At 55.7% G+C, this 22,247-nt stretch carries 13 protein-coding genes and 1 tRNA gene; 8 read left to right on the plus strand and 6 right to left on the minus strand.

Features of this window, described 5'->3' with window-relative positions; genetic code table 11:
• Window positions 1-96 precede the first annotated feature (96 nt).
• Window positions 97-2,817, minus strand: a complete 2,721-nt coding sequence (locus tag H0921_RS01180) for a tetratricopeptide repeat protein (protein WP_194536192.1) — start codon at window positions 2,815-2,817, stop codon at window positions 97-99.
• A 391-nt stretch (window positions 2,818-3,208) separates the two neighbouring features.
• Here H0921_RS01180 and H0921_RS01185 point away from each other — a divergent pair, with 391 nt between their 5' ends.
• A complete protein-coding gene (locus H0921_RS01185; RefSeq protein ID WP_194536193.1) occupies window positions 3,209-4,690 on the plus strand; it encodes a DUF1501 domain-containing protein in 1,482 nt (493 codons plus the stop codon).
• Between the two features lie 233 nt (window positions 4,691-4,923).
• Window positions 4,924-6,486 carry a hypothetical protein gene (locus H0921_RS01190; protein ID WP_194536194.1) on the plus strand — a complete coding sequence of 521 codons (1,563 nt, stop codon included), beginning with the start codon at window positions 4,924-4,926 and terminating at the stop codon, window positions 6,484-6,486.
• 94 nt (window positions 6,487-6,580) lie between these two features.
• Here H0921_RS01190 and H0921_RS01195 read toward each other — a convergent pair whose 3' ends face one another.
• Entirely contained in the window at window positions 6,581-7,279 is a 699-nt protein-coding gene (locus H0921_RS01195) for a 4'-phosphopantetheinyl transferase family protein (RefSeq protein ID WP_194536195.1), read from the minus strand.
• 174 nt (window positions 7,280-7,453) lie between these two features.
• Here H0921_RS01195 and H0921_RS01200 point away from each other — a divergent pair, with 174 nt between their 5' ends.
• The 3 genes from H0921_RS01200 (at window position 7,454) to H0921_RS01210 (ending at window position 9,667) form a co-directional block, all read left to right on the plus strand.
• Window positions 7,454-8,464 carry a DUF1573 domain-containing protein gene (locus H0921_RS01200; protein ID WP_228498937.1) on the plus strand — a complete coding sequence of 337 codons (1,011 nt, stop codon included), beginning with the start codon at window positions 7,454-7,456 and terminating at the stop codon, window positions 8,462-8,464.
• A 198-nt stretch (window positions 8,465-8,662) separates the two neighbouring features.
• On the plus strand, window positions 8,663-9,337 hold the full coding sequence (locus H0921_RS01205; RefSeq protein WP_194536197.1) for a redox-sensing transcriptional repressor Rex: 675 nt from the start codon (window positions 8,663-8,665) through the stop codon (window positions 9,335-9,337).
• A 259-nt stretch (window positions 9,338-9,596) separates the two neighbouring features.
• Window positions 9,597-9,667 (plus strand) — tRNA-Gln (locus H0921_RS01210).
• Window positions 9,668-9,971: 304 nt separating this feature from the next.
• On the opposite strand, the gene H0921_RS01215 is transcribed toward H0921_RS01210, so the two are convergent.
• The 3 genes from H0921_RS01215 to H0921_RS01225 form a co-directional block, all read right to left on the minus strand.
• The gene (locus H0921_RS01215; protein ID WP_194536198.1) at window positions 9,972-10,340 is read right to left on the minus strand and encodes an RHS repeat-associated core domain-containing protein; all 369 of its coding nucleotides are present in this window, start codon (window positions 10,338-10,340) and stop codon (window positions 9,972-9,974) included.
• A 361-nt stretch (window positions 10,341-10,701) separates the two neighbouring features.
• The gene (locus H0921_RS01220; protein ID WP_194536199.1) at window positions 10,702-12,327 is read right to left on the minus strand and encodes a hypothetical protein; all 1,626 of its coding nucleotides are present in this window, start codon (window positions 12,325-12,327) and stop codon (window positions 10,702-10,704) included.
• A 171-nt stretch (window positions 12,328-12,498) separates the two neighbouring features.
• The gene (locus H0921_RS01225) at window positions 12,499-14,139 is read right to left on the minus strand and encodes a hypothetical protein (protein WP_194536200.1); all 1,641 of its coding nucleotides are present in this window, start codon (window positions 14,137-14,139) and stop codon (window positions 12,499-12,501) included.
• Window positions 14,140-14,437: 298 nt separating this feature from the next.
• Between H0921_RS01225 and argH the strand changes: the two genes are divergently transcribed.
• From argH to H0921_RS01240, 3 genes are all read left to right on the plus strand, one after another.
• Window positions 14,438-15,826 (plus strand): argininosuccinate lyase, encoded by a 1,389-nt coding sequence (gene argH / locus H0921_RS01230; protein WP_194536201.1) that lies wholly within the window; start codon window positions 14,438-14,440, stop codon window positions 15,824-15,826.
• 60 nt (window positions 15,827-15,886) lie between these two features.
• Window positions 15,887-17,224: a diaminopimelate decarboxylase gene (gene lysA / locus H0921_RS01235; RefSeq protein WP_194536202.1), complete on the plus strand. Its 1,338-nt coding sequence runs from the start codon at window positions 15,887-15,889 to the stop codon at window positions 17,222-17,224.
• A gap of 162 nt (window positions 17,225-17,386) precedes the next feature.
• Window positions 17,387-20,293 carry a hypothetical protein gene (locus tag H0921_RS01240; RefSeq protein WP_194536203.1) on the plus strand — a complete coding sequence of 969 codons (2,907 nt, stop codon included), beginning with the start codon at window positions 17,387-17,389 and terminating at the stop codon, window positions 20,291-20,293.
• A gap of 107 nt (window positions 20,294-20,400) precedes the next feature.
• Here H0921_RS01240 and H0921_RS01245 read toward each other — a convergent pair whose 3' ends face one another.
• A complete protein-coding gene (locus H0921_RS01245) occupies window positions 20,401-22,161 on the minus strand; it encodes an NADPH-dependent assimilatory sulfite reductase hemoprotein subunit (protein ID WP_194536204.1) in 1,761 nt (586 codons plus the stop codon).
• Window positions 22,162-22,247: the final 86 nt, after the last annotated feature.

Here is a 22,247-nt window from a genome sequence, read left to right on the forward strand (position 1 = left end):
TGTGAGGACGACTCCTTACCTCTGCCATGCCCATTATACGAATCGTAACTCTTCTCGAAGCGGCGAGGCTGGATCGAAACTCCGGAAAAGAATTCACTACTGGTAACGGGCAGTGAGCCGCTGGATTTCCGCCTTCTGTCCCAAGGCTTTCAGAGCGTCGAGTAATAGCTCCTTGGCTTCCCCATCCCCGACGTCGATCCACAAGGCGGCTTCCGCCCACTGGACCGTTTGCTTCCAATCGCGCAAACCGTGACAGAGGCGTGCCAGTTGCTTGTGCACCGCGAGATCATCAGGACGAACTTGAGCCAATTCTGTCAGCACCGCGATCTGCTCGTGCGGGCGTTTGAGCTGCTCATACAGCCCTGCTAGGGTTTCCAGTGCTTCCTCATCCGCCAGGCGTAGTTTGCGGAGTTGCTCCAGGACCTCGATCGCTTTCTCCTGGCGCTGCTCTTGAAGTAATAGTCGGGACAAAGCCCGGAGCAACCGGCTATCCTGCGGGTGCTCCTTCAAGGCATCTTCGAGAATGGCGATGGCTCCTACCCGATCTTTCTCGCGTTGTTTGAGGCGAGCTAAGACTAGAGCAGCGCCGGGATGCCCCCTTTGCAATTGCCAGGCTTTCCCGGCCCAAGAGCGCGCCTGATCCCAGCGCTGCTGCCGCAAATACTCCCCCGCCAAACGGGCACACACATCGGCGTTGTCGGGCTGTTGGCGCACGGCAGCTTCCAATTCTGCCAGGCTGAGTTGCGGTTCTTGACGGGGCAGATGCCGGAGATAATCCCGCAGGTAATCACGATACCCCTGCTCCACCGCGACTTGTTCCATCCCGCAGACCCGACGTAAAGCATCCGATGTCGTCAGTCCCTGACGGTAAGCTGCCAGCAATTGAGGGATGGTTTCCTCGCCAAACCGACTTGCCAAGTATTCGACATAGAGCCAGCCTTGGAAATAAGCCAGGATCACCTCCTCCGGCTGAGCGAAGTTGTGATAGCCGCGCGCGATGGTGTTGAGGTCGTACAAAGTGCCAGCGAGGTAACGTGCTTGAAGCAACTCTCGATGTGCGGCGAAGCGGTGGTTTTCCTCCGCACGAACCGCCAGGCCTTCCGTCAACCAGATGGGAACGCGGTAATCGCTCTGCTGGAGATTGAAGACGTGGGTCAGCTCATGCCGGACCACACTCGCCCAGTTGTACACCTGCATTTTGCCATCGGCTCGCGGAGAAGGAATCACTAGCAGAGGGCCTGTACTTGCTCCTTGCGCTGCGCCTGGCAAGCCGGGAAGAGCCAGCACACGCCCGCTGAACATCTCCCGGCTGGCGATGATCTCGACCAGGACCTTGCTACTGGGAGCATAACCATATTTCTGCCGATACTCGGCGAACCATTTTTCCAGGTAATCAGCCAGCCATGCGGCTAGTACTTTGTCGGTTTCGCTGTACTTGATTACGAAATGTTCTGTTTCCCGCGTCGTGTATTTGGCCAGGTGTTCCAGTACCTTCAAGGCATTGGCAACGCGGATGTGAAAGGGGTCAGCACGAAAGGCTTCCCGCAGGACAGTTTGTGCCTCTGCTTCGCGCCCCAACTGCCAGTAGAGCAAGCCCAAGCCCGCTTGGGCGGCGGCCAGGTCCGGCCTATGGCGCATGGCCTCACGGTAGTGCCGTTCCGCAGCGGCGTACTGCTTGAGCTGAACCAGCAATTCGGCAATTTCCTGGTGCCAAACGCCCGGCGTCCGGCAGAATCCGGTCACTTCTGTCTCAACGGCCTGCATACCTGCCGGGGAACCACGGAGGTATTCCAGCACCCAGCGCCGGGCTTGAATCGCCTCGGAGCGCGGTTGCACCGCTTGGGCGGCTAGCACGTATTGGCGGGCCCCCGCTACGTCCCCTGTAAGCAAACGGATGTCGGCCAGCAGCCGGAGGGCTTCTGCATGCTTGGGATTGGTCTTCAAAGCACGTTCTGCATACCGGAGCGCTTCGTCGGCCCGCCCTTGATTCCAGGCCACGTACCCTTTCGCCGTCAAAACATCCGCGGAGCGGGGATTGATCGCCATGGCCTTGTCTAAGGCTGCTTCCCCTTCCGCGCGGTTGTGCTTTTCCAGCAGGAGGAGGGCTGCCTGATACTCAGCCTGCCAGCAATCGGGATCATCCTTAATTGCGTCCCTGTAGACTTCATTCAAAATGAAGGCGAATTGCTGGTGCCGCCGATGCCTCCGGGCGTTTTCTGCTCCCGCTAACCCGATAATCAACAAGCTCTGGGCATCGCGTATCTCTTGGTCGGTTCCGCTGGCTTCCGTGTAGGCGCGCACCAAGGTGCGCACTTCCTGATCGGCCGCCGTTAGCTCCCCTTGATCCCGCAACAGGCAAGCTTTGACCCAACGTGCTCGGAGGTTGCCCGGATTGACTTTCAAAGCAGCTTCCACATCTTGGCGTGCCTCCTCCCAGCGGCCCAAAAGGTAGAGCAACTCGCCCCGTTCCGCCAGCAGGTCGGCGTTTCCCCGATGATGCTTTATGGCTTTATCAAGTGTCGCACAGGCGTCACTGTATCGCCCCACTTCCCGTTGGACTCGCGCCAAACCGATGTAAGCCGCTACCGACCCATCCCGCTGGACTGCTTGGGTGTAACCTTCTTCCGCCTCGTTGTAATTGCCACGCTGCAAGAGTTGCCGCAAGCGAGAGTAGTCTATCTGGGGTGGGAGTTTCTTCTGAGGGGGTCCCTTTTCTTCCCTTTCCTCCGCAGGGCGGCTTTGGCCTTCTGGCCCATACACTAGTAGTCCGGCGGTGGCTCCCATCCAGATGCCCAGCAGTAGGACCGGTCTTCTCATTCTCGGTACTCCTTCAACGTTCCGCCCAGGAATAGCAGAGCTAGGTTAACTCCTTAGCAGGCGCTTGGCCCGCCTTGCTCTCAGCCAGTAACAGATAAAGGATAACTTCATCATAAACGATGGCCCGGCTGGGGACCTGCCTCATCTTGCGTAAGTCCCACTCCTTCTCGCACTAGCGTTGAGGCGAGTTTCCGGCCTCATTCAGCAGTTCGCTGCATGTTCCCGACGGCACTCTCTTTGCGGCTTGTCGGCTACTGGGTATTGAACAGTTGGAAAATCTTGGCCGATGCCGTTGAGACACGGTGTGAAATCTCCAGGGAATGCAGTATGATGAACGCAATACGTCGAAGTGAATAGTGAAGGCAACGAGATCAGAGGTTGAAGGTAAAACATGGACCAGCGTAGCGAACGGAAGGGTCTTTGGAGTCGACGACAATGGTTGCAGTATGCGGCCCACGGTTTTGGCTGGACAGCTCTGCTGCACCTGCTTGCGGAGGATGGACGTTTATCGGCAGGATCACCCACAGCGTCAGGAGCCACTCAGGAACCGAAGGCTCCGCCCTTTGCCCCGAAGCCCACGCATTTCCCAGCAAGCGCGCGGGCTGTCATCTTCCTCTACATGGATGGCGGTCCCTCCCAGGTGGATACTTTTGATCCCAAACCGCTGCTGGAAAAGTACCACGGCCGACCTTTCCCTGGTCCTGTGCGGCCCACCCAATTCAACAACGTTGGCATGACACTGGCCAGCCCGTGGAAATTCCGCCGATACGGCGACAGCGGCATTGCGGTGAGCGACTTATTCCCCCATGTGGGCCGTTGTGTCGATGATTTGTGCATCATTCGGTCAATGACCTCGAAGTTCTCTGAGCATACGAATGCCAACTACTTCCTCCACACGGGGCATGGTCAACTGGGTCGGCCTAGTATGGGGGCGTGGGCGGTGTACGGCTTGGGAACGATGAGTCGGGATTTACCTGGTTTTGTGGTCCTCAGCAGCGGCATGATTCCTCCCGGCGGGATCGACAATTTTGGCAATGGCTTCCTTCCTGCAGCTTATCAGGGTACTGTATTCGCTCCAGGTCCCAAGCCGATTGCAGACTTGCACGCACCGCATTCTCGACCGGAGAAGCAGCAAACTCGCAAACGAGAATTGCTCGAGATTCTGGATCGCTGCACCTCGGAGCGTTGGGCACATCCGGACCCGCTCGACGCCGCCATTGCCAATTACGAATTGGCCTTCCGGATGCAAACCGCCGTGCCGAAATTGTTGGATTTGTCCCGCGAAACCGTGCTCACGCAGCGACTTTACGGGTTGGACGAACCGCGCACGGCGCTCTTCGGTCGGCAATGCCTTCTAGCCCGCCGACTGATTGAGCAGGGCGTCCGTTTCGTTGAACTCCTTTGTCCCAATGTCGGGCACGATCGCTGGGATCAACACAGCAACCTCAAGAAAGGCCACGAGGACAACGCCGCCGCGGTGGATAAGCCGATCGCCGGTTTGTTAAGGGATCTCAAACAGCGGGGACTGCTCGACAGCACTCTGGTGCTTTGGGGTGGTGAATTTGGCCGTACACCTATGGCCCAAGGACAAGACGGACGGGATCACAATCCTTACGGCTTTTCGATTTGGCTGGCCGGGGGAGGCGTTCGCGGCGGCATCACCTACGGCGCCACCGATGAGTTCGGCTATCACGCGGTCGAAAACAAAGTCGATGTCCACGACTTGCACGCGACAATCTTGCACCTTCTTGGCTTGGACCATACCCGCCTGACATTCCGTTTCGGCGGCCGCGACATGCGACTGACAGATGTGTTCGGAAACGTCATCACAGACATCCTGTGCCACCCCAACCCCAAAAACTCCAAACCCTGAACCAAGCCGGCGGCCCTTGCACCCTCTTCCGTCCATTCGGTATGTCCGGTGGATTTGCTGCCATCGTCAAGGGTACCAGAAAAGATACGTTCCACGATGGGTGGCTCTTCCGCGGCAACATTTGTGTTGACATGTTCTTCAAGCCCTTTATGCTCACTAATAGAGCATGTGAATCGATCCGGCGGTGTGTATTCCATAAACCTGCGGTTCGCGTTCATTCAAGGTGAAGCACCATGGCGAAGAAAAAATCCGGCGAGACGAACCTGCCGCTCATTATCGCGTTGGTCTTCTTTGTGCTGACCACTATCGCCTTTGGCGTATTGTGGTACATGCAGTATTCCGACCATCAAGCGAAAGAAGAGGCGATTAAGAAAGCGGCCTCCGAAAGGGCTGCGGCACAGGGTCTGGCGGCCGAGGCGGAAATGAAAGCGAAGGTCTATCGCTGCTACCTCGGTATTGCTGACGAAAAGGATCGCACCGACATCGGCGCGGAGACCAAGGGAAAAGATAAGATCAGCGCCGAGTTACGCCGGATCAACGAGGAATTGGCGAAGGCAGGCGGTTATTTGGCTGGTCCTCCTCCTCCAGGCCTCATCATTTGGAATCCAGACAATCCCACGGAACCCCCGGCACGAGGATTGATCCAATCCTACGCTGACGCCCGCCAGAAGCTCCAAGCCGCCGAGAAGACGAGCCGCGATGCGATCCAAGATTTCCGGGGCGCAGTCGCTGCGCTCAAGGCTGCCGCCGATGAATTGCAAAAGTATTCCCTCGACTTCAAAAAGCAGGCGGATGACTTCCCTAAACAACTGAATGCTAAGATTCAGGAGGTCATCAAGCGCTATGATGATCGCATCCGTATCTATGCTAGCGAGGAAGAAAAGGCCCGCAAAGAAATCGACAGCCAAGCGGAGCAAATCGCCAAATTGGACCGGGAAAAGAAACTCATCGAGCAGAAAACCCAACGCTTGGAACAGGAAGTCGAGCTGCTGATGGACAAGATGGCGCAAAAGCGTGACGTGTTTGAATACGACCAGCCGTTGGGGACGATCTTGCGGCGATTGCCGAATAATCTGGTCGAGATCAATCTGGGCTTTCGGGATTTGGTGCGTCCCGGCTTGACCTTTGTAGTCCTGCCTGACGACTTCCCGCAAAAGGGGCGTCAATCCCGCCTGCGCCGTATCCGCGTGCCCGATGAACGAGGTATTTATCAGGATCAGGTCCGATTCGTCCCGCGAGGCAGTATCGAAGTCGTCGAGGTGCTCAGTCCTAGTTTGTCCCGAGCGCGGATCACCGAAGAACCGGAGCCAATCCGCGACGGCATCGCACCAGGTGACTTGCTCTACAATGCCGTTTGGCGCCGCGGGGCAGCCGATCATATCGCCCTAGTCGGTATCTTCGACATCAACGCGGATGGGCGCGATGACATCGAAACCATGGTCCGGGAACTCGCGAGCATGGGCATTCCTGTGGATGCCTATTACGACCTGCGGAAACGCCAATGGGTGGGAGAGCTGACAGCTCAGACCCGATATGTCGTCTTGGGAATGCTTCCCGTCCAAAACATCAACGACCCCTTACGCGACCGCAAGACGGAGCTGATAGGAATTATCAATAAAGCGGTGGAAGAAGCGAAGCGTCGCGGCATCCAGGAAGTCGGCTATCGCGATTTCTTTCCCCGGTTGGGTTACCGCGTTCAAATGGACGTGCCCCCCGCCAAAATCAACCAAGCCGCTATGCCCTTTATGGGTGGTGTCGTGACGGAGGATTCCGGACCCCCACCCACCGGAAACTGATCGGCTACAAAAGGTTCAGCCCTGTATTTTAGACATTGACCCTGCCTGTATCCCAAACATGGGGGAGCGGGGCCATTTTTATTTTCTCAACCCTTCAACCTAGAACCTTGACGGCAAGCGTCAGCCAATATTGAGCTTCTCTCTTCCAAGCTTGGATAAACCACGATCCCTGAAGTTCAGGACTGCTGCATGTCTCCACCTGAGCGGAAAGATCATCCTGTAAACTGAGGGAGAACTCCCCGATGGCAGCCAAGGAGCGGCCCACTGCCTTGACCACCGCTTCCTTGCCCGTCCACAAACGAAAAAAAACATCAGCACGGTCATCCATACAGCTCTTCTGCCAGAGGACACATTCGGAAGGAGAAAAGTAACGGTGCATCAACCCTTCCGCGTTCTCCACCGGGCGAATCCGTTCCACATCAATACCAACAGGATGCCGTGCAAACGCGATCAATCCCTTTCCCAAAGTATGGGCGACGTTGAAGTGTAAGAGGGTAGCCTCTCTCCCATCCCCTTCTCTGACTGCGGGGTGAAGGTGGGGTTTTCCATTGGCATTCGTCGTCAATGGGACATGGGCAGGACACACTCCCAAGCAGGCACCTAACCATCGCCGCAAGGCACTCCGGCAGAGCACGAACTGAGCTTGGGCTTGGGCCGAACGATATCGGAAGGCACGCTGTTGCTCGGAACCTGTCAAATCTTCCCACGCTGAAGTGTCCAACTCCGATAATTCTGCGGGCAAATCCAGCTCTAAAACATACACCTCCTGCTCCGAGGGCAGCCGCGGTGGCATCTTATCCCCTGGTCTGTACCAAATGATTTCCAGCATAGCCGAGCGATAACCTCTCTGGCTCAAGCTTCCCCACGGTCAACGGGGGGAGGGTCTTTTCACCCTCGTTCTCGTAGTACTGACGCTCAGGATATTCGCCTTGACACTAGAAGCAACTTCGGTATGCCCAGTGCTGCTATGAACGACGCGCTGTTATGTACATGCTCCTCTATACTCCTCCTGATATATTCCCCCTTCCTGTGTCACACACAGGACGGGAGTCACCTAATCTGTACCCAGCCAGTCGTCGATAAAGGTCGATGCAAGGCCGGCGTGGTGTTGTCCCACACGTTTGAATTGAAGAACGTCGGTCAAGAATTACTCGTGATCCGCCGAGTCGAGAGCGCCTGCGGGTGTATCAAGCTAGCCGTGGGTGCCCAAGAACTGCGCGGCGGAGAAATCACAGCGCTGACTGTCGAAATCGCCACTTTGACCCAACCGGACGGACTGCAACGCTGGCCCATCCGGCTTTACTACCAGTCCCCATCCGACGAAAAAGCAGCGCGCGAACGCACCCTAGAGTTGGCGATCCAAGCCCGTATCGTCCGGGAAGTCGATATACAACCTTCACGATTGGTCATCAGTACCCGTGGAGCAACAAAACATACAATAACCATCACAGATCATAGGCCGAGAACTTTTACGATTCGCCGGATTTCCTCAGTATCACCATTTGTGACAGCTACAATTCTGAAGCACGCGGATTCACGGCATGAGATCATGGTGCAAGTCCAAGACCAACTGCCCGAGGGAGAGCATGATGGCAGCGTCAGCATTTGGACCGATGACGCCGAGTATCGAGAAATCCGCATTCCCGTGCTCATCCTCCGCCAGCCCAATAAGCAGGTGGTGTGGACGCCAGATGAGGTGATTTTCTACCTCCAATCGGGTCAGCCTTCCTCTCAGCTTGTCCAGATTCGTTCTCTGACTGCTGAGCCGGTCCGGATTGTGAACGCGGTGAGCGATCATCCCGCGGTGCAAGTGAAGTTTCCCCAAGAGTCCCGTCGAATGACTGCTGTGCGGATCAGTGTATCTCCGGCCACAGTTTCCACCTCTGGGACAGCACTGGTCCGCGTAGAATTGTCCAAACCGCGAGCTGAGACGTTATTGATTCCTATCCGTTGGGCCTTTAGTAACCCCAAACGTTAACCATGCCCTCCAACGGTCAGGTCGCGTCAATTTAGCAACAGTTCTTTTGCTACCTTTTCTGCACTGAAAAGTCTCTGGGGAAACTATGCTATTATCATGTGGTAAAATAGGAGCGGATACCCAACCCCGCCGACACGACTGCCGAACTATGTCAAGCAGACAAATGATCATTCCTAACTACCTGAGGAGGACCCATCCATGAGCGACCGAGGTGCCACCGCGGAAGGGCCACGTCTGTCACGGGCGGCTGCCCACCGTTTGAGTCTGTACCTTCGGTGTCTGACCGCCTGGCCCTCCGAAGCCGAAAAAATCTCCAGCAGCCAGATCGCCGCTGCTGTGGGAGTCAGTGATGCTCAGGTTCGGCGGGACTTGGCTGCTTTGGGTCATCTCGGACAACGCGGCATCGGCTATGACCCGCGTGAGCTGGCGGCTGTGATCCGAGAAGCCTTGGGCATCCATCGTCCCTGGCGTGTCGTGTTGGTCGGTGTGGGAAACCTGGCACGTGCCTTGTTGCGCTACCAGGGGTTTCGCGCCCAGGGATTTGAAATCGTCGCCTTGTTTGACAACCATCCCAATAAAATCGGAGAATGCGTGGAGGGAATTCCCATTCGCCCGCTCAGCGAACTTCAAACGACTATTCAGCAGGAGGGGGCGGAGCTGGCCATATTGACTGTCCCTAAAGAAGCAGCCCAAAGTGTGGCCGATTGCTTAGTCAAAGCGGGGATTCGAGGGATTCTCAACTTCGCTCCTGTTGTCCTCCGGCTGCCCCCGCACGTGCAACTCGTCACAGTCGATTTGGCCATCCAGTTGGAGCAACTTACCTTCCTCGTACAGCATGCGGATGATGCCCTTCCCCCTTCCTTGGACGAATAAATCCTCATCGCTCGTAACTGAGAATACGCCGCCCCTTCCTTTCACCCTCCGCCACGTCGGTGTTTGTTTCCTCAAGAGCAATTCCGTTTCTCGTCACTGTCATCAAGACCAAAGGATATAGCGTCCACGATCCGTGGGGACATTGGCAGGGAATGGTTCCAGCTTCTGCCGGAAGCCGCCAGCAAAACTTGGACATTCCCTCTTGAGTTTTTCCCACCTGTTTCCTATGAATGACTATGACGCGATCCAACGGTCCCTCTACCCGGTAGTGTAACGGTAGCACAAGAGATTTTGGTTCTCTTGGTCCAGGTTCGAATCCTGGCCGGGTAATTTTTTTACCTGGAATTCTGGGACATAGTGCATATCAGTGTTGAATATCGAAGCTTCAGCACCTTAAAGCATGCTCCTTAGATAATCTTCCCCTCTCACACCATCTATACACATATCGCTGGACTGCTTTTTGCCCCGCCCCCGTCGCATAGGGCAAAGTCAGCATCATTTAGGGAAGGGTGTTCAGCTCAGGCATTATCGTGTCACAGATGACCGCCTCATAACCTTCCGACACATCTTTCCACGCACACGGTTACCACGCCATCATTGGGGGTATCATATGCCGCCTTTCCAAGTGATAAACTCACTTCTTCCTTAAGATGGGGGTCCGCCACTCAGAGATCGAGCAGAATTTGCTGCCTCGATCGACAGGCTTTGGTTCCAGAAGTTCTTGCAGACCTGATGGCTCGCATGGGCTGGTGGTGTTATTACGGATGGGGCGGTAGAGGTTCCCATCTCCGGCGGCGTAGGAGAGGGGATTAAGGCTCGTCCACCGGCCGAGCGTCGGCGAGTAGTCGCGTAAACGGAAGTAATACAGGCCGCTGGTGACATCGTACCGTCCACCCTGATGCAGGTAGACCCAGGCGAAGGCGCTGGGTCCCAGAACGTTCCAGTTGGCATCCAGCACCGTCGCCTGACCGAAGAGGCTAACGTTACAAAATTGACAATCCATCCTGATTTGTTCAAAATATCAAAAATATGAACTTGTCACCCCATATTGAATCTCGTCCTATATGGTATGCTTTTGCATGTAGCCCACGCCATCCACCAACGCCGTCACGTTGAAGTTGCATCCTGCACCATCCACAAAAGCTCCCTTCAGTCCACATAAGCTCCTTCAGTGTGCCCCATCACCGTTACTGCCCTCCCTGATCCCGTAATGCTACAGCGTCGACATAGGATGGAGCGTATTAGTATTGCACTCATCACTGGAAAGCGATTAGAGCACCATGAGTCATGTCCAAAATAAAAGAGCGCACATCCCTGTGCGCTCGGTGTTAGAGATGATGCCTTGGATTACTTCCATCAATTCATCAAGGACCAGCAGAAGCCAACGCCGCTAGGAAGCGAATTCCTCCACCTTGGACGGAGAGGCGTAGGGTCAGGTTCTGGCCCCCTGCCACTTCGAGACGGAGCATGTCTCTGCCTACCGGTCCCACCCTACCAAAAATTTGAGTTGCTATGGCGTTGACTTGTTGCGGTGTGGCGTTCTGATTGGCCAACCGTGCCAAGCCGACAAGGGAAACGTCCAAGGAAAGAGCTGGCGACTTGGTAGGTCCGTTGCTCAACGCATTACGCAACACAGAGGCATCAGGGCCGACACTGAAGACTAGCAAGTCTTCCGAAGTGGCTAACCACAAGGAGCGAGTACCAAGATAGGGTTCAGCATCCGCTGGCAAAATGCGGTCTATTTGGTGGAGAGTGAAATTGCCGACTTTAGCGAAGTTCAATTTTGCAGCCTGTGTATCTCCGGTGTCACGCTCGTACAACTTGACCAATTCTCGAATTGCGTCCTCCAGCTTTTTCCCTTCCTTGACGCTGACCGCACCCAGCACCGTGTAATGTCCTCTAGCATTCGGTGCTGTCATGGTGATTGCAGCATCAGCAACGGCTGCTTTGAGAGTTGGGAGAATGCCCTGAAGGATTTTCTCGATAGCGGCCTTGTTCTGCGGAGGAACCTCATTGAGGGCCTGGGTCATTATGCTATTGATCAAGTCATCCCACATCTTGCGCGTATCATCCGTCAGGGCGAAATTGACATTCCCGCGTAACACCGCACCTCTGACGTTGGTCAAGCCGTAGGCCAGACTGGTCCTCTGTCCCAAAGAGGCGAAGTTTTTGGCCACCGGACTATTCGGTTGGGGCACGACAGTTAAATCGAGGGAAATGTAATCCCTCTTTTCATCCACAAAGAGTTTCAGGTGCAACTCTTTGACATCTTCGATGAGGGTCCGTGACAAATTGATGACGGATTTGCCGCCGAGAATGAAACCAGCTCGTTCAGCAGGATTATCTTTCGTGAGGGCCTCCCGTTGAAGCTCTTGCAAAGTTTCATCCAATTTCGCCAGCAACTCTCGGCGCATTACCACGGGAATGCGATCGGGGCGAATGACCACCGAAGCGACCGCCCCGTCATCCTGGGCGAAGAAGTTTTTCGCGGGGATCAGCTTTTTGGCATCGAGATGGGACTCATGATTCGCGACATAAAGGTAACCATCGATAAAACGGGCGTAAAGAGCCTCCACAGGTCCGCCTGGCGGCAAAGGGATGGACATGATTCCGTTGCCCTTCCGCTCGATCTGCAATCCCGCCTGGGCCTGCAAAAAGCCCATCAAGGTTTCCAAATTGGCAACGGGCACCAAAAAGACCCCGGCACCTTGCTCGACATCGAGCGAAATATCGCCATAGAGGCCGATCGGACGCCGCGTGTCCAGACCGAACAGTCCTTGTTGAGGATCGATCGGGATTTGTTGGACGAAGCCGCGGAACAGTTGCTGCTGGCCAATCAGCCCCGCGATGTAATCGGCTTTGCTGAGCAGGTCGTTGATAGAACGGAGGCGAACTTCCACCGGCGCGGTGGTGGCGCGTGGCGCTTGGGCGTAGGCGGACGATCCCATTAGGAGGGTAGCCGCCAAGGGAATCCATAAACGGGTAACCATGGCATTCTCCTCACCGTTTAGAGTTACAGATACGCAGAACCCCACTTCTGCCTTTTCACTAACTGCGGACTCATCAGTCTTAGCTCGATTGATTTGTACTTCGCTGGAAGCCTCCGATTCTTTCTCCGTAATGCGGAAAGAAGCGATTGGTGGCAGAGTTCTTCTGGTCACTCAAGGGCGGAGGACGTCTGCGGTGTGCAGCAAACGAATCGCTGGTCCTTGCGCCTCCACTTTGAGAGTAAATTGATCGCCCGCGGTGATGCGGAGGCGAATCCGATCTTGGTTCCTGCCGTCTTTGTCCCCAAACACCTCGCGTTGGATGGCTTTGATTTCATCGGGGTGCAATTGGGGTGCGAGCACAGGTAGAAGGGCTGCTGCTGACACTTCGACATCGACAAGGGGGACCGACACTCCTTGGGCCTTTTTGAGGGCAGAGCGCAGGAGTTCCCCATTTTCTTCGATGCTCCAAGCCAGACAGCGGTCCGACACCGCTAGCCAAAGGGTTGTCGTTCCGAAAAGCTGATCGGCACGTTCGGGCCATCCGTTGACGATCACTTTGTGAATGCGGAAATCGCCCAGGGTTTCCCGATCAAAGGAAAAGTCGGCCAATTCGACCGTTGTCAAAATCGGGGCTATGCTTTTGAGGAACTTTTCGATCTCCTTTCCTTGATGGACGCCGAGGGCGCCGAGCAGTTTGTGATGCCCTTGCCGATCTGCTGGGAGCAGGACAGCAGCGGCATCCAGTTCTGCTGCTTTGAGGGTGGGGAGGACAGCTTGGAACAATCCTTGGACGAACTCGCGTTCATCGGGTGTCGCCTTTTTGATGGCCTCCGCGGCGATGTCCTGAACGAGGTGGGCGAATTCCCGGCGTGCCAAGGGGGTTAGGCCGACGTGCACTCCACCCCGCATCGCGGCCTGTGGGGCAGATTGCACGATCCCTGCCGGCAAACTCTTGCGTTCGGCAAATGCCCGAAGGTTTTCCGCGAGCAAAGTTCCCCGCTTCGGCGTTAGGCGCAATTCACTGGCCAACTCACCCTTTTTCTCGTCGATATAAACGCGGAGGCTCACTTCCTCGGCGTCCAGCGACACCGTTTGGGCCAGATTCATGAAATGGTTTTTGAGCCAGGGGGCCAACCGCTTGCCGACATCGTCTTCCGGTGGATTGTCCCGCATTCCCTGTTCGAGGAACATTTCGAGTTGGGCCAGGAGGAATTTTTTGACATCCACAGAAATCTGGTCCAAGCGTACTTGAAGGGACAGAACAGTTCCATCATCGTCGGAGGCAAAATACGTCTTGGCCGGGATAAGGCGGGTGTCTTCCAGGTCTTCTGCAAAACGGCCGACGTAAAGATAATCTCGTTCGAAGCGCAAGTACAAATGGTCGATACCCACGGCCATCAAAGGGAACTCCGGCGGCAGCGCCAGCTTGTAGCGATTCTCCCGCTGATTCTCCACAGTGCACCCCAATTGGCCCTTGAGCAAGTTCAGGAGACTATCCCGATCCGCGCAAGGAATCATGATCACAAAAGAACTAGTCACGAGATCGGGCTTGACATGGGCATAAAGTCCGAAAGGTCTGTCGGGATGGATCCCCTCCACTCCTTTGCCTTGGAGTCGAGCCAGAAAGATCAGAGCTTTGACAGCTCGGAAGGTTTCGGCTTGGTCCACCAAACCCGCGGCGTATTCCGCCTTATTGAGCAACTCTGTCAAGGAACGGAGGCGGAGCTGAACGGTGGGGATCGATTCCGTGCGAGCAGCGGGAGGATTTTGTCCCCAAAGGCCAGACGGCAGGAGTAGGGCTACTACTAACACCCCAGTTTCCCGGAAATGTCGCTTGCAATACTTGAGCATACTTTTCCCCCAAGATTTCCCCCAAGATACTTACTCGGCGGACTCCTACGAAGTTTTGAGAGGGCTTCCGATGACTCTGCCAATAATACCTCCTGCCAGGCCTGAAGGTGTCGAAGAATTACCAGAATTGTACAAACCCAATAAGGACAGCACTACCTCTGGGCTTTTTCAGAACTTTCTGGACTGGGAAACACCCTGCACTCCAGGGATTGGCACGAAATGACGCAGCAACGCTCAACGGAGGACGTGGGGAGATAATATGGGTCAGAAAACGTGGGGAGGTCGGTTCTCGGGCCCGACAGATACACGTGTGGAAGCCTTTACCGAGTCGATCAGCATTGATCAACGGCTATATCGTCACGACATCCGGGCCAGCCAAGCCCATGCTCGGATGCTGGCTGCCGTGGGACTGATCACTGCTGACGAGGCGGAACAGATTGTGCAGGCCCTGGCAGAGATCGAACGAGAAATCGCCTCCGGCCAAATGACATGGCGGACGGAATTGGAGGATATTCATACGCACATCGAACATGCTCTCATCACACGATTGGGGGATGTTGGCCGGAAGCTACACACCGCCCGGAGCCGCAATGACCAGGTCGTCACGGATGTCAAGCTCTGGGTGCGTGAGGCAATCGAAGGAATAGATGGCCAGGTGGCGGAATTGCAACGGTCGTTTGTGCGGTTGGCGGAACGTGAGCAGGGAGTGATTTTGCCGGGCTACACTCATTTGCAGCGGGCACAACCGGTGTTGGCCGCCCATTACGCTTTGGCTTACGTAGAGAAATTCCAGCGAGATCGGGAACGCTTGGCCGAAGCGCGCCGTCGGGTCAACATCCTCCCCTTGGGTGCCGCTGCTCTGGCAGGCACGTCGCTGCCGATCGATCGCGAGCAGGTGCGACAACAACTCGGTTTCGACGCCTTGGCTAGTAACAGCTTGGACATTTCCAGTGATCGAGATTTCGTACTGGACTATGTTTATGCCTTGGCTGTTATCGCCTTGCATCTCAGTGGCTGGGCGGAGGAGTGGATCATCTGGAGTACCACGGAATTCTCATTCTTAGAGTTGCCCGACGCTTTCTGCACAGGTTCCAGCATTATGCCTCATAAGAAAAATCCCGACGTTTTGGAATTGATTCGAGGAAAAAGTGCACGCGTAATAGCTGCCCTGCAACAGCTCTTCATACTACTCAAAGGATTGCCTCTGGCCTACAATCGCGATTTGCAGGAAGACAAAGTGGCTTTGTTCCATGCACACGATACGGTGGAGGCTTGTTTGCAAGTGGCAGCCCCCTTGGTTGAAGGCAGTCGATTCCGCAGGGAAGGGATTGCGGCCCGGTTGGAAGACGGCTTCCTTGACGCGACCACACTCATGGAAGGTTTGGTGGAAGCTGGGATACCGCTGCGTGCGGCACACGAAATCGTGGGCAAATTGGTCCGAGACTGCGAGCAGCGACGCTGCCGTCTTGCGGACCTGCCCGATGAGATTTTGGCTTCGCTCCTCCCCCACCGACCGGATGCCCTGGCTTTTCTCCGATCCCGCTTAGGCGTCACCCAGGCCTTAGCAGCTTTTCGCAGTCACGCTTCCACTGCACCGTCCGAGGTTCAACAACAACTCCAGTCCTGGAAACAGCGCTTGAACATGTAAACCCGGATACTATGCATGAAAAAATCATGCTAGTCTCCATAGATATGAAAGGAGATATTCATGGATCATTTCCACTATCTTAACGGTCAGTTGTATTGTGAAAATGTCCCTATACAAGAATTGGCAAAACAGTATGGAACTCCTTTATTTGTTTACAGTCAAGCGACACTGTTACATCATTTGAGATCATTGAAAAAAGCCTTTGAAGAGGCTAAACCGATCATTTGTTATTCTATCAAGGCCAACGGCAATCTGTCGATCTGTCGACTGTTGGGGGAACATGGAGCTGGTTTCGACGTTACGAGTGGAGGAGAGCTGTACCGAGCTTTGAAAGCCGGGCCGAAAGGGGCACCCATTGTCTTTGCGGGTGTTGGGAAAACGGCAGCAGAAATTCGCATGGCCCTAGACGCCGGCGTGTTGCTGTTCGACGTGGAGTCCGAGGAGGAATTGTGGACAATTGGTCGAATCGCCCAAGAGTTGGGACGGCGAGCACCTGTGGCTTTGCGGGTCAATCCTGACCTACCCCCAAAAACTCATGTCAAGACGGACACCTCTGTAAAAGGGGTCAAATTCGGGCTGGATATCGAGACGGTGGTCGAAGTAGCGCGGGCGGCTTTGGGCCACCCTGGGCTAGAGCTTATGGGCATCCATATGCATTTGGGGTCGCCAATTCTTAAGACGGAACCCTACCGTCAAGGTGCAGAGAAGGCGATCCGCCTGATCGAACAGTTCCGCCAGCAAGGTCATAACATCCGTTATCTCAATATGGGTGGTGGTTTTGGCATTCATTACCGGCGGGATGAGGCTCCCCCTGCCGACGCTTACGCGCAAGCGATACTGCCAGCGATCCGAGCTACGGGATGTCAATTAATCTTAGAGCCTGGCCGTTTCCTCGTGGGCAATGCCGGCATCCTGGTAAGCACGGTCCTGTACCGTAAATCCACCGGGGGGAAGCACTATCTCATTCAGGATGCGGCGATGAATGATCTGATCCGGCCTACGCTTTACGGTTCGATCCATCGTCTCTGGCCGGTCCGATTACCCCCTGGCGTGCCCGACCGGCCTCCACTCGACATGAACATCAACCCCGATCAGGGGAATCCGTTTTTAGACTTTGAAGGGTCACTGCGGCAGGATGTGGTCGGTCCCGTTTGCGAATCCGGCGACTTCCTCGCTAAGGACCGTCCCCTGCCGCGAATGGAGCCGGGGGATCTGCTCGCCATTTTCTCCGCCGGGGCGTATGGCATGTCGATGGCTTCCAACTATAACAGCCGCCCACGGGCCGCCGAGGTCCTCGTTACAGACGCTACACATCGTCTGATCCGCCGCCGGGAAACCTATGATGACCTGATCGCGTGCGAAGAGTGTTGCTTGCTTCCCGCCGGGCGTTCACAATGACTAACAGGTGTTCTGAGGAGGGATGCACCGGGATGGAAAGGGTGTGTGAGGCTCCTCTCTTTATTACCCAAGAGGGATGAAGTCTCACCCTTGCTTCCGTTTTCATAACGGCTTGAGAAGAACCGCCGCCTGACGGGGATTGGGGCGAGGGAGGGCTTTCCCGTGCGACACCGACACCTGAGCTGGATATTGCTGAGCGGTATAATCGCTGTTGCGACGATCGCCCGTGATTCCACCGTCGCTCAGCAAGTGCCGCCGCGGCAGCTTCCCAAATCTCAAGCGATTTACAAGCAATTGCGAACATTCATCTTGGAGGGGCAGTATTCCCTCGCGCTTCCGCTGTTGAAGGATTTCCTTGATAGCAAACCAGAACAGCAGGACTATATAGCCATCTACGACAAATATGGTCCAGGAGCCTTTACCTTGCTCTATCGTGTTCCGCGTTGGTCAGACAATCCGGCGGAACAGAAAAAAGCCCGCGAATACGTAGAAACGATTGTCAACCAGGCCGAGGCAGCACTGGATCAGCATATTCGCCAGCCTCAGCGGATCGCCAAGTACATCGCTAATCTCGGAGCTAGTCCAGAGGAACGGGTGTTTGCCCAAGCCGAGCTGGTTCGCATCGGGGTAGCCGCCGTACCATTCATGATTCAGGAAATTCGCAACGAAAAGGATAAAGCAATCGTTGAGGGAATTTATGGACTGATACCCCGGATGGATGCTGAGAGCATTGCCGCTTGGATTGCAGCGCTCGATGGCCTCAATCCCACGCAGCAGTATGGAGTGTTGTCGGGTCTGGTTCGCCATGAGCAGTTCTTGAATCTACAAGAGGAGGTTCAGACAAGCATCATTCCCTATTTATGGAGCCTGATTTTGCCGAATCGTGAGACACTACCACCACTGCGGCAACTGGCTCAGGACACTCTGCGTAGCTACCTGCGGGGCAGCAACCCGATTTTGGAGAAGCGCTCTCCCGAACAGGAGTTGTTGCGCATCGCCCGGCGATTTTACGAAGAGAGTCCTCCGTATCGATTGGCTCGTAAACTGCCTGACACTTCCGAGCCGGTCGTCCGTTTGTGGCGTTGGAGTGCCGCTGAAGGGAAACTCGTATCGGTGCAAGTTCCGGTCTCTTGGGCCAACGAATATTATGGCTTGCGATATGCCCGCTGGGTCGCTGCTGGAGAGGGAACCCACGCGGTGGACGCCCAAGTCCTGATGCTTTCGATCGCTGGCCGTGCAGCAGCGTGGCGCAGCCAATATGGGGACATTGCTCAGCATGAGCCGTTGGTGATGCAATTGCTAGCCACGGCTCCCGTCGCGATCCGGGAAGAGGCTTTCCGGCAGGCTTTGCGTCAGAAACAGACGGCAACTCTGGTGGCTATCTTGCAAGCGGCTCAAATGAGTGCGGATAAAGAATTGGCAGCCATCGGTGGACGGCCTGGCGGAACCCCTGTATCCCTCCTGGAGTTGGCCTTGGATTATCCCGACCCACTTGTGCAATTCCTGGCAGCCGATACTTTGCTTCGCGGTCCCTTCCCCTTGTCAGCAGGTGTGCGGGTCAAGGTCGTGGATATTCTCCGCCGGCAGTTGCAGGATGCACACGTGCCCCCTCCGTCCGCGCCTGGCACAGCCTTGTATCTAGACCCCGATCCTCGCCGCCGGGACTCGATGCTGCCAGTGCTGCTATCCGCGGGATTCCGTGTGGAGACATTTGCCACGGGACGCGATCTCTTGCAACGCCTGCGCCAAGGCACCGCAGAGGTCATCATCATCGACCGTCATGCTGTCCACCCACCGCTGCGTGACCTGCTCAGCCAATTGCGGGTCGACCCGCGATGGTCCGGTATTCCAACGTTGGTGCTAGCGTCGCCGGATCAAGTCCCCTCCCCAACACTCGAACAACTCCTGCTCCGTTTGGCAGCCATGATGGCCACCACCGATCCGCAACTGCCGGATATTCCCGCCATCTACCAGCCCCACCCCAATGATCCCCCCGAAGTGCGACAGAACCAAATCTTGGAAAACCAAAAAGCACGCGACTCCGCCTTGGCCCAAGCGATGAAGGAGCGACGAACTCGGTTGTTACACGTCATCGACGCTTTGCCGCTCCATCTCAATGCCGAACAGCGCCGTCTTCTCGAATTGCGGGTCGATCTCATAACTAGCGCGGTGCTAGCCGCCCAAGTTCCCATCACGCCCTCGGTATCACCCCAAATTTCCGCTTACATCCACGACCTTCACCAACGCCACTCCCTTTTTCCCGCACACACTCTCCCGGATACCCGCTTAGCGGTCGAAGAGCTGTTGCGGATCTTGCAGCGACTGGAGCAGGAGGTGGATCGTGTCCCGGCCGCGCGGGCGCGCTTCGAACAGCTTTATTCCCAGCTCGATGCCGAAAGCTTGGGGTTGCCAGTCACTCGCTATCGCGATCTTGAACTGGAAGCGCGATTGCGCCAACAGCTTCAATATTTCCCTGAAGTCTTTTTATTGCCGCTTCCCGCCTCCGCCGCGGAAATACGCGATAACTGGTTTGTGCTTTGGCGGAACAGTACTGTGGTGCGAATGGCCGATGCGAATTACAAGCGCTCCGTCCGCGCTCGAGCAGTCGCAGCCCTGGCCCAGTTAGCGGCTTGCCCCGCTTCATCCCGCGATGTGATCCCAGCCACATCGAACCTACTACTCGCCTTGAGTGACGACAGCTTAGCTCCGGACGCTATGGAAGCCCTAGTTCACCTTCCCGATCCGATGATCCAACCCACTTTGATGGGGATCGTACGGAATCCGCAGCGCCCACTCCCCCTACGCCTCCAGGCAGCAGATACTGCTATCCGGCATGCCCAACGCTTCAGTCCTACACTACCTCCTGAGCAAGTTGAACCAACGCGGCAAGCCGCCAGTATGGAGAAAGACTTGAGCCTTCGGCTCCGAGTGCTCGCCTATCTGAATTTGTTGGCTCCTCAGCCGCAAAATTTCCGCCAAGATTTGCTCAACTATATTCCCCCGGAACCCGCGCAGGGTAAACCGGCCTCAAACCCTCCCTCTAAGGACGCCCCCACTGACAAACAATAGACAGCATGAACGCTTCCCCCTCTACCTGGGGGAAAGTCCATTCGTGCTTCCTCTGGCCCAAAAGACATGCTTGGGTCCAAGCGCACATATCTTAGGCTGATACTTGACTAGGATGCCGGAATAGTGCTCCGGAGGGAATCTATCCCCACACGGGTGCAGAAATCACCAAACGATTCCCCGGCTTGTCGCTCGATTTGGTACCGGCGCAAGAGGGGAGTCAGTTTGGGTACTATCTGATCCACTGGGACCAGATCGGCCAATTCCCGATTGAGCCGGCGCCCGTAGCGGTCTCCCCCCACGTAGATGGTGTATCTGTTTCCGGAGCGTCCCACCAAGCCGATGTCGCTTTGGTAAGGCCGAGCACAGCCGTTGGGGCAACCGGTCATACGCACGCTAATTGGTTCTTCCTGCAAGCCCAACTCTTTCAACACGACTTCGAGCTGGTCAATGATGGCGGGCAAAGCCCGTTCACTTTCGGTAATAGCCAAACCGCAGGTGGGAATGGCCGGGCAGGCCATGCTCCAGCGTTGCACTTGGGACAAAGTATCCGGCTTGGGAATGCCATATTCTGCCAATAAGTTCTCCACCGCGGGTCGATCCGCCGTGTGAAAGCCGCAGAGCAGAATGTCCTGTTGCGGTGTCAGTCTTACGTCACAGCGGAAACGGGAGACGATGGCACGGATGCCGGAACGTAAACGCAAGGAACCTTCGTCTTTGATCCGCCCGTTTTCCACGGACAGACCGAGGAACCAGCGGTCGCCGCCCATACCATGCCACCCGTGGTGTAGGTCCAGTCCTGTGATGGGTTGATCGATTGGAGGCCGGTAAGGAAAGGGAAAATACTCCCGATAAAAAACCTCGCGGAAGCGGTCCACTCCCCAATCATGGACTACATATTTCAGGCGTGCCCGCTTACGGTCGGCTCGGTTACCGTGATCCCGATACAACCGGGCGATGGCTTGGGCTGCAGGGATGACTTCGTCCGGCTCGATAAAACCAATGGCCTGGGCCAAAAGTGGTGCCGTGTCAGGCCGGCTATTCGTTTGACCTTGGCCCCCTCCACAGTACAGGTTATAGCCGATGGGACGTCCTGTGGGTTGGCCATTATCGGTCATCACCAGAAAGCCCACGCATTGGGCCAACAGGTCCGTGCAATTGTCGTGGGGCAAGGCAAAGCCGATCTTGAATTTCCGCGGCAAATAGGTCTTGCCATAGAGGGGTTCCTCATCCAACTCCGGATGCGGCAAAGGTTGGCCGTTGAGCCAGATTTCGTGATATGCCCGCCGTCCCGCCTGTGGAGTGAGGGCTTGAGCCACCAATTGGCAGTGTTCGCGCATCATGGTCCGGGCCGCGTCCGGTAACGGGGCTGGACAGCAAATCACATTGCGCGTAATGTCCCCACATGCCCCCAAGGTGGTCAACAAGGCTTCATTGATCGCCTGCATTGTGGCTTTCAGATTTCCCTTCAGCACCCCGTGCAATTGGAAACTCTGGCGGGTGGTGATCCGCAAAGTCCCGTTGGCATAGCGCCCGCAAATGTCATCCATCACTAGATATTGCTCCGCTGTCAACTTGCCCCCTGGAAGTTTCAAGCGGATCATGAACATGTAGACCTTTCCCACCCCGGTCTTATCGCGATTTTTGCGGGCATCGCGGTCCTCTTGCTGATAACTCCCATGAAACTTCAGTAATCCCTTGTTCAATTCGTTGAAATGGTCTGAATTCGGATCAGCCAGTTCAGCGGCTAAAGTACCGCGCAGATAATTGCTGATGGCTTTCTGATGCTCCACAGGGGATAGTTTTGGAGCTTCCGAATGTCTTGATTCTCCCTGTGCGACACCCGCCGCATAACCCTCTTCAGCGTTCATGTGCCTCATCGTTTCGCCGCTCATGTATGTTTCGTTCCGAGCTTCATCCGTTGCGGTTTTTTCGGCCGCTGCCGTTGTTGTACTAC

The sequence above is a fragment of the Thermogemmata fonticola genome (genome assembly GCF_013694095.1).
Lineage (GTDB): Bacteria > Planctomycetota > Planctomycetia > Gemmatales > Gemmataceae > Thermogemmata > Thermogemmata fonticola.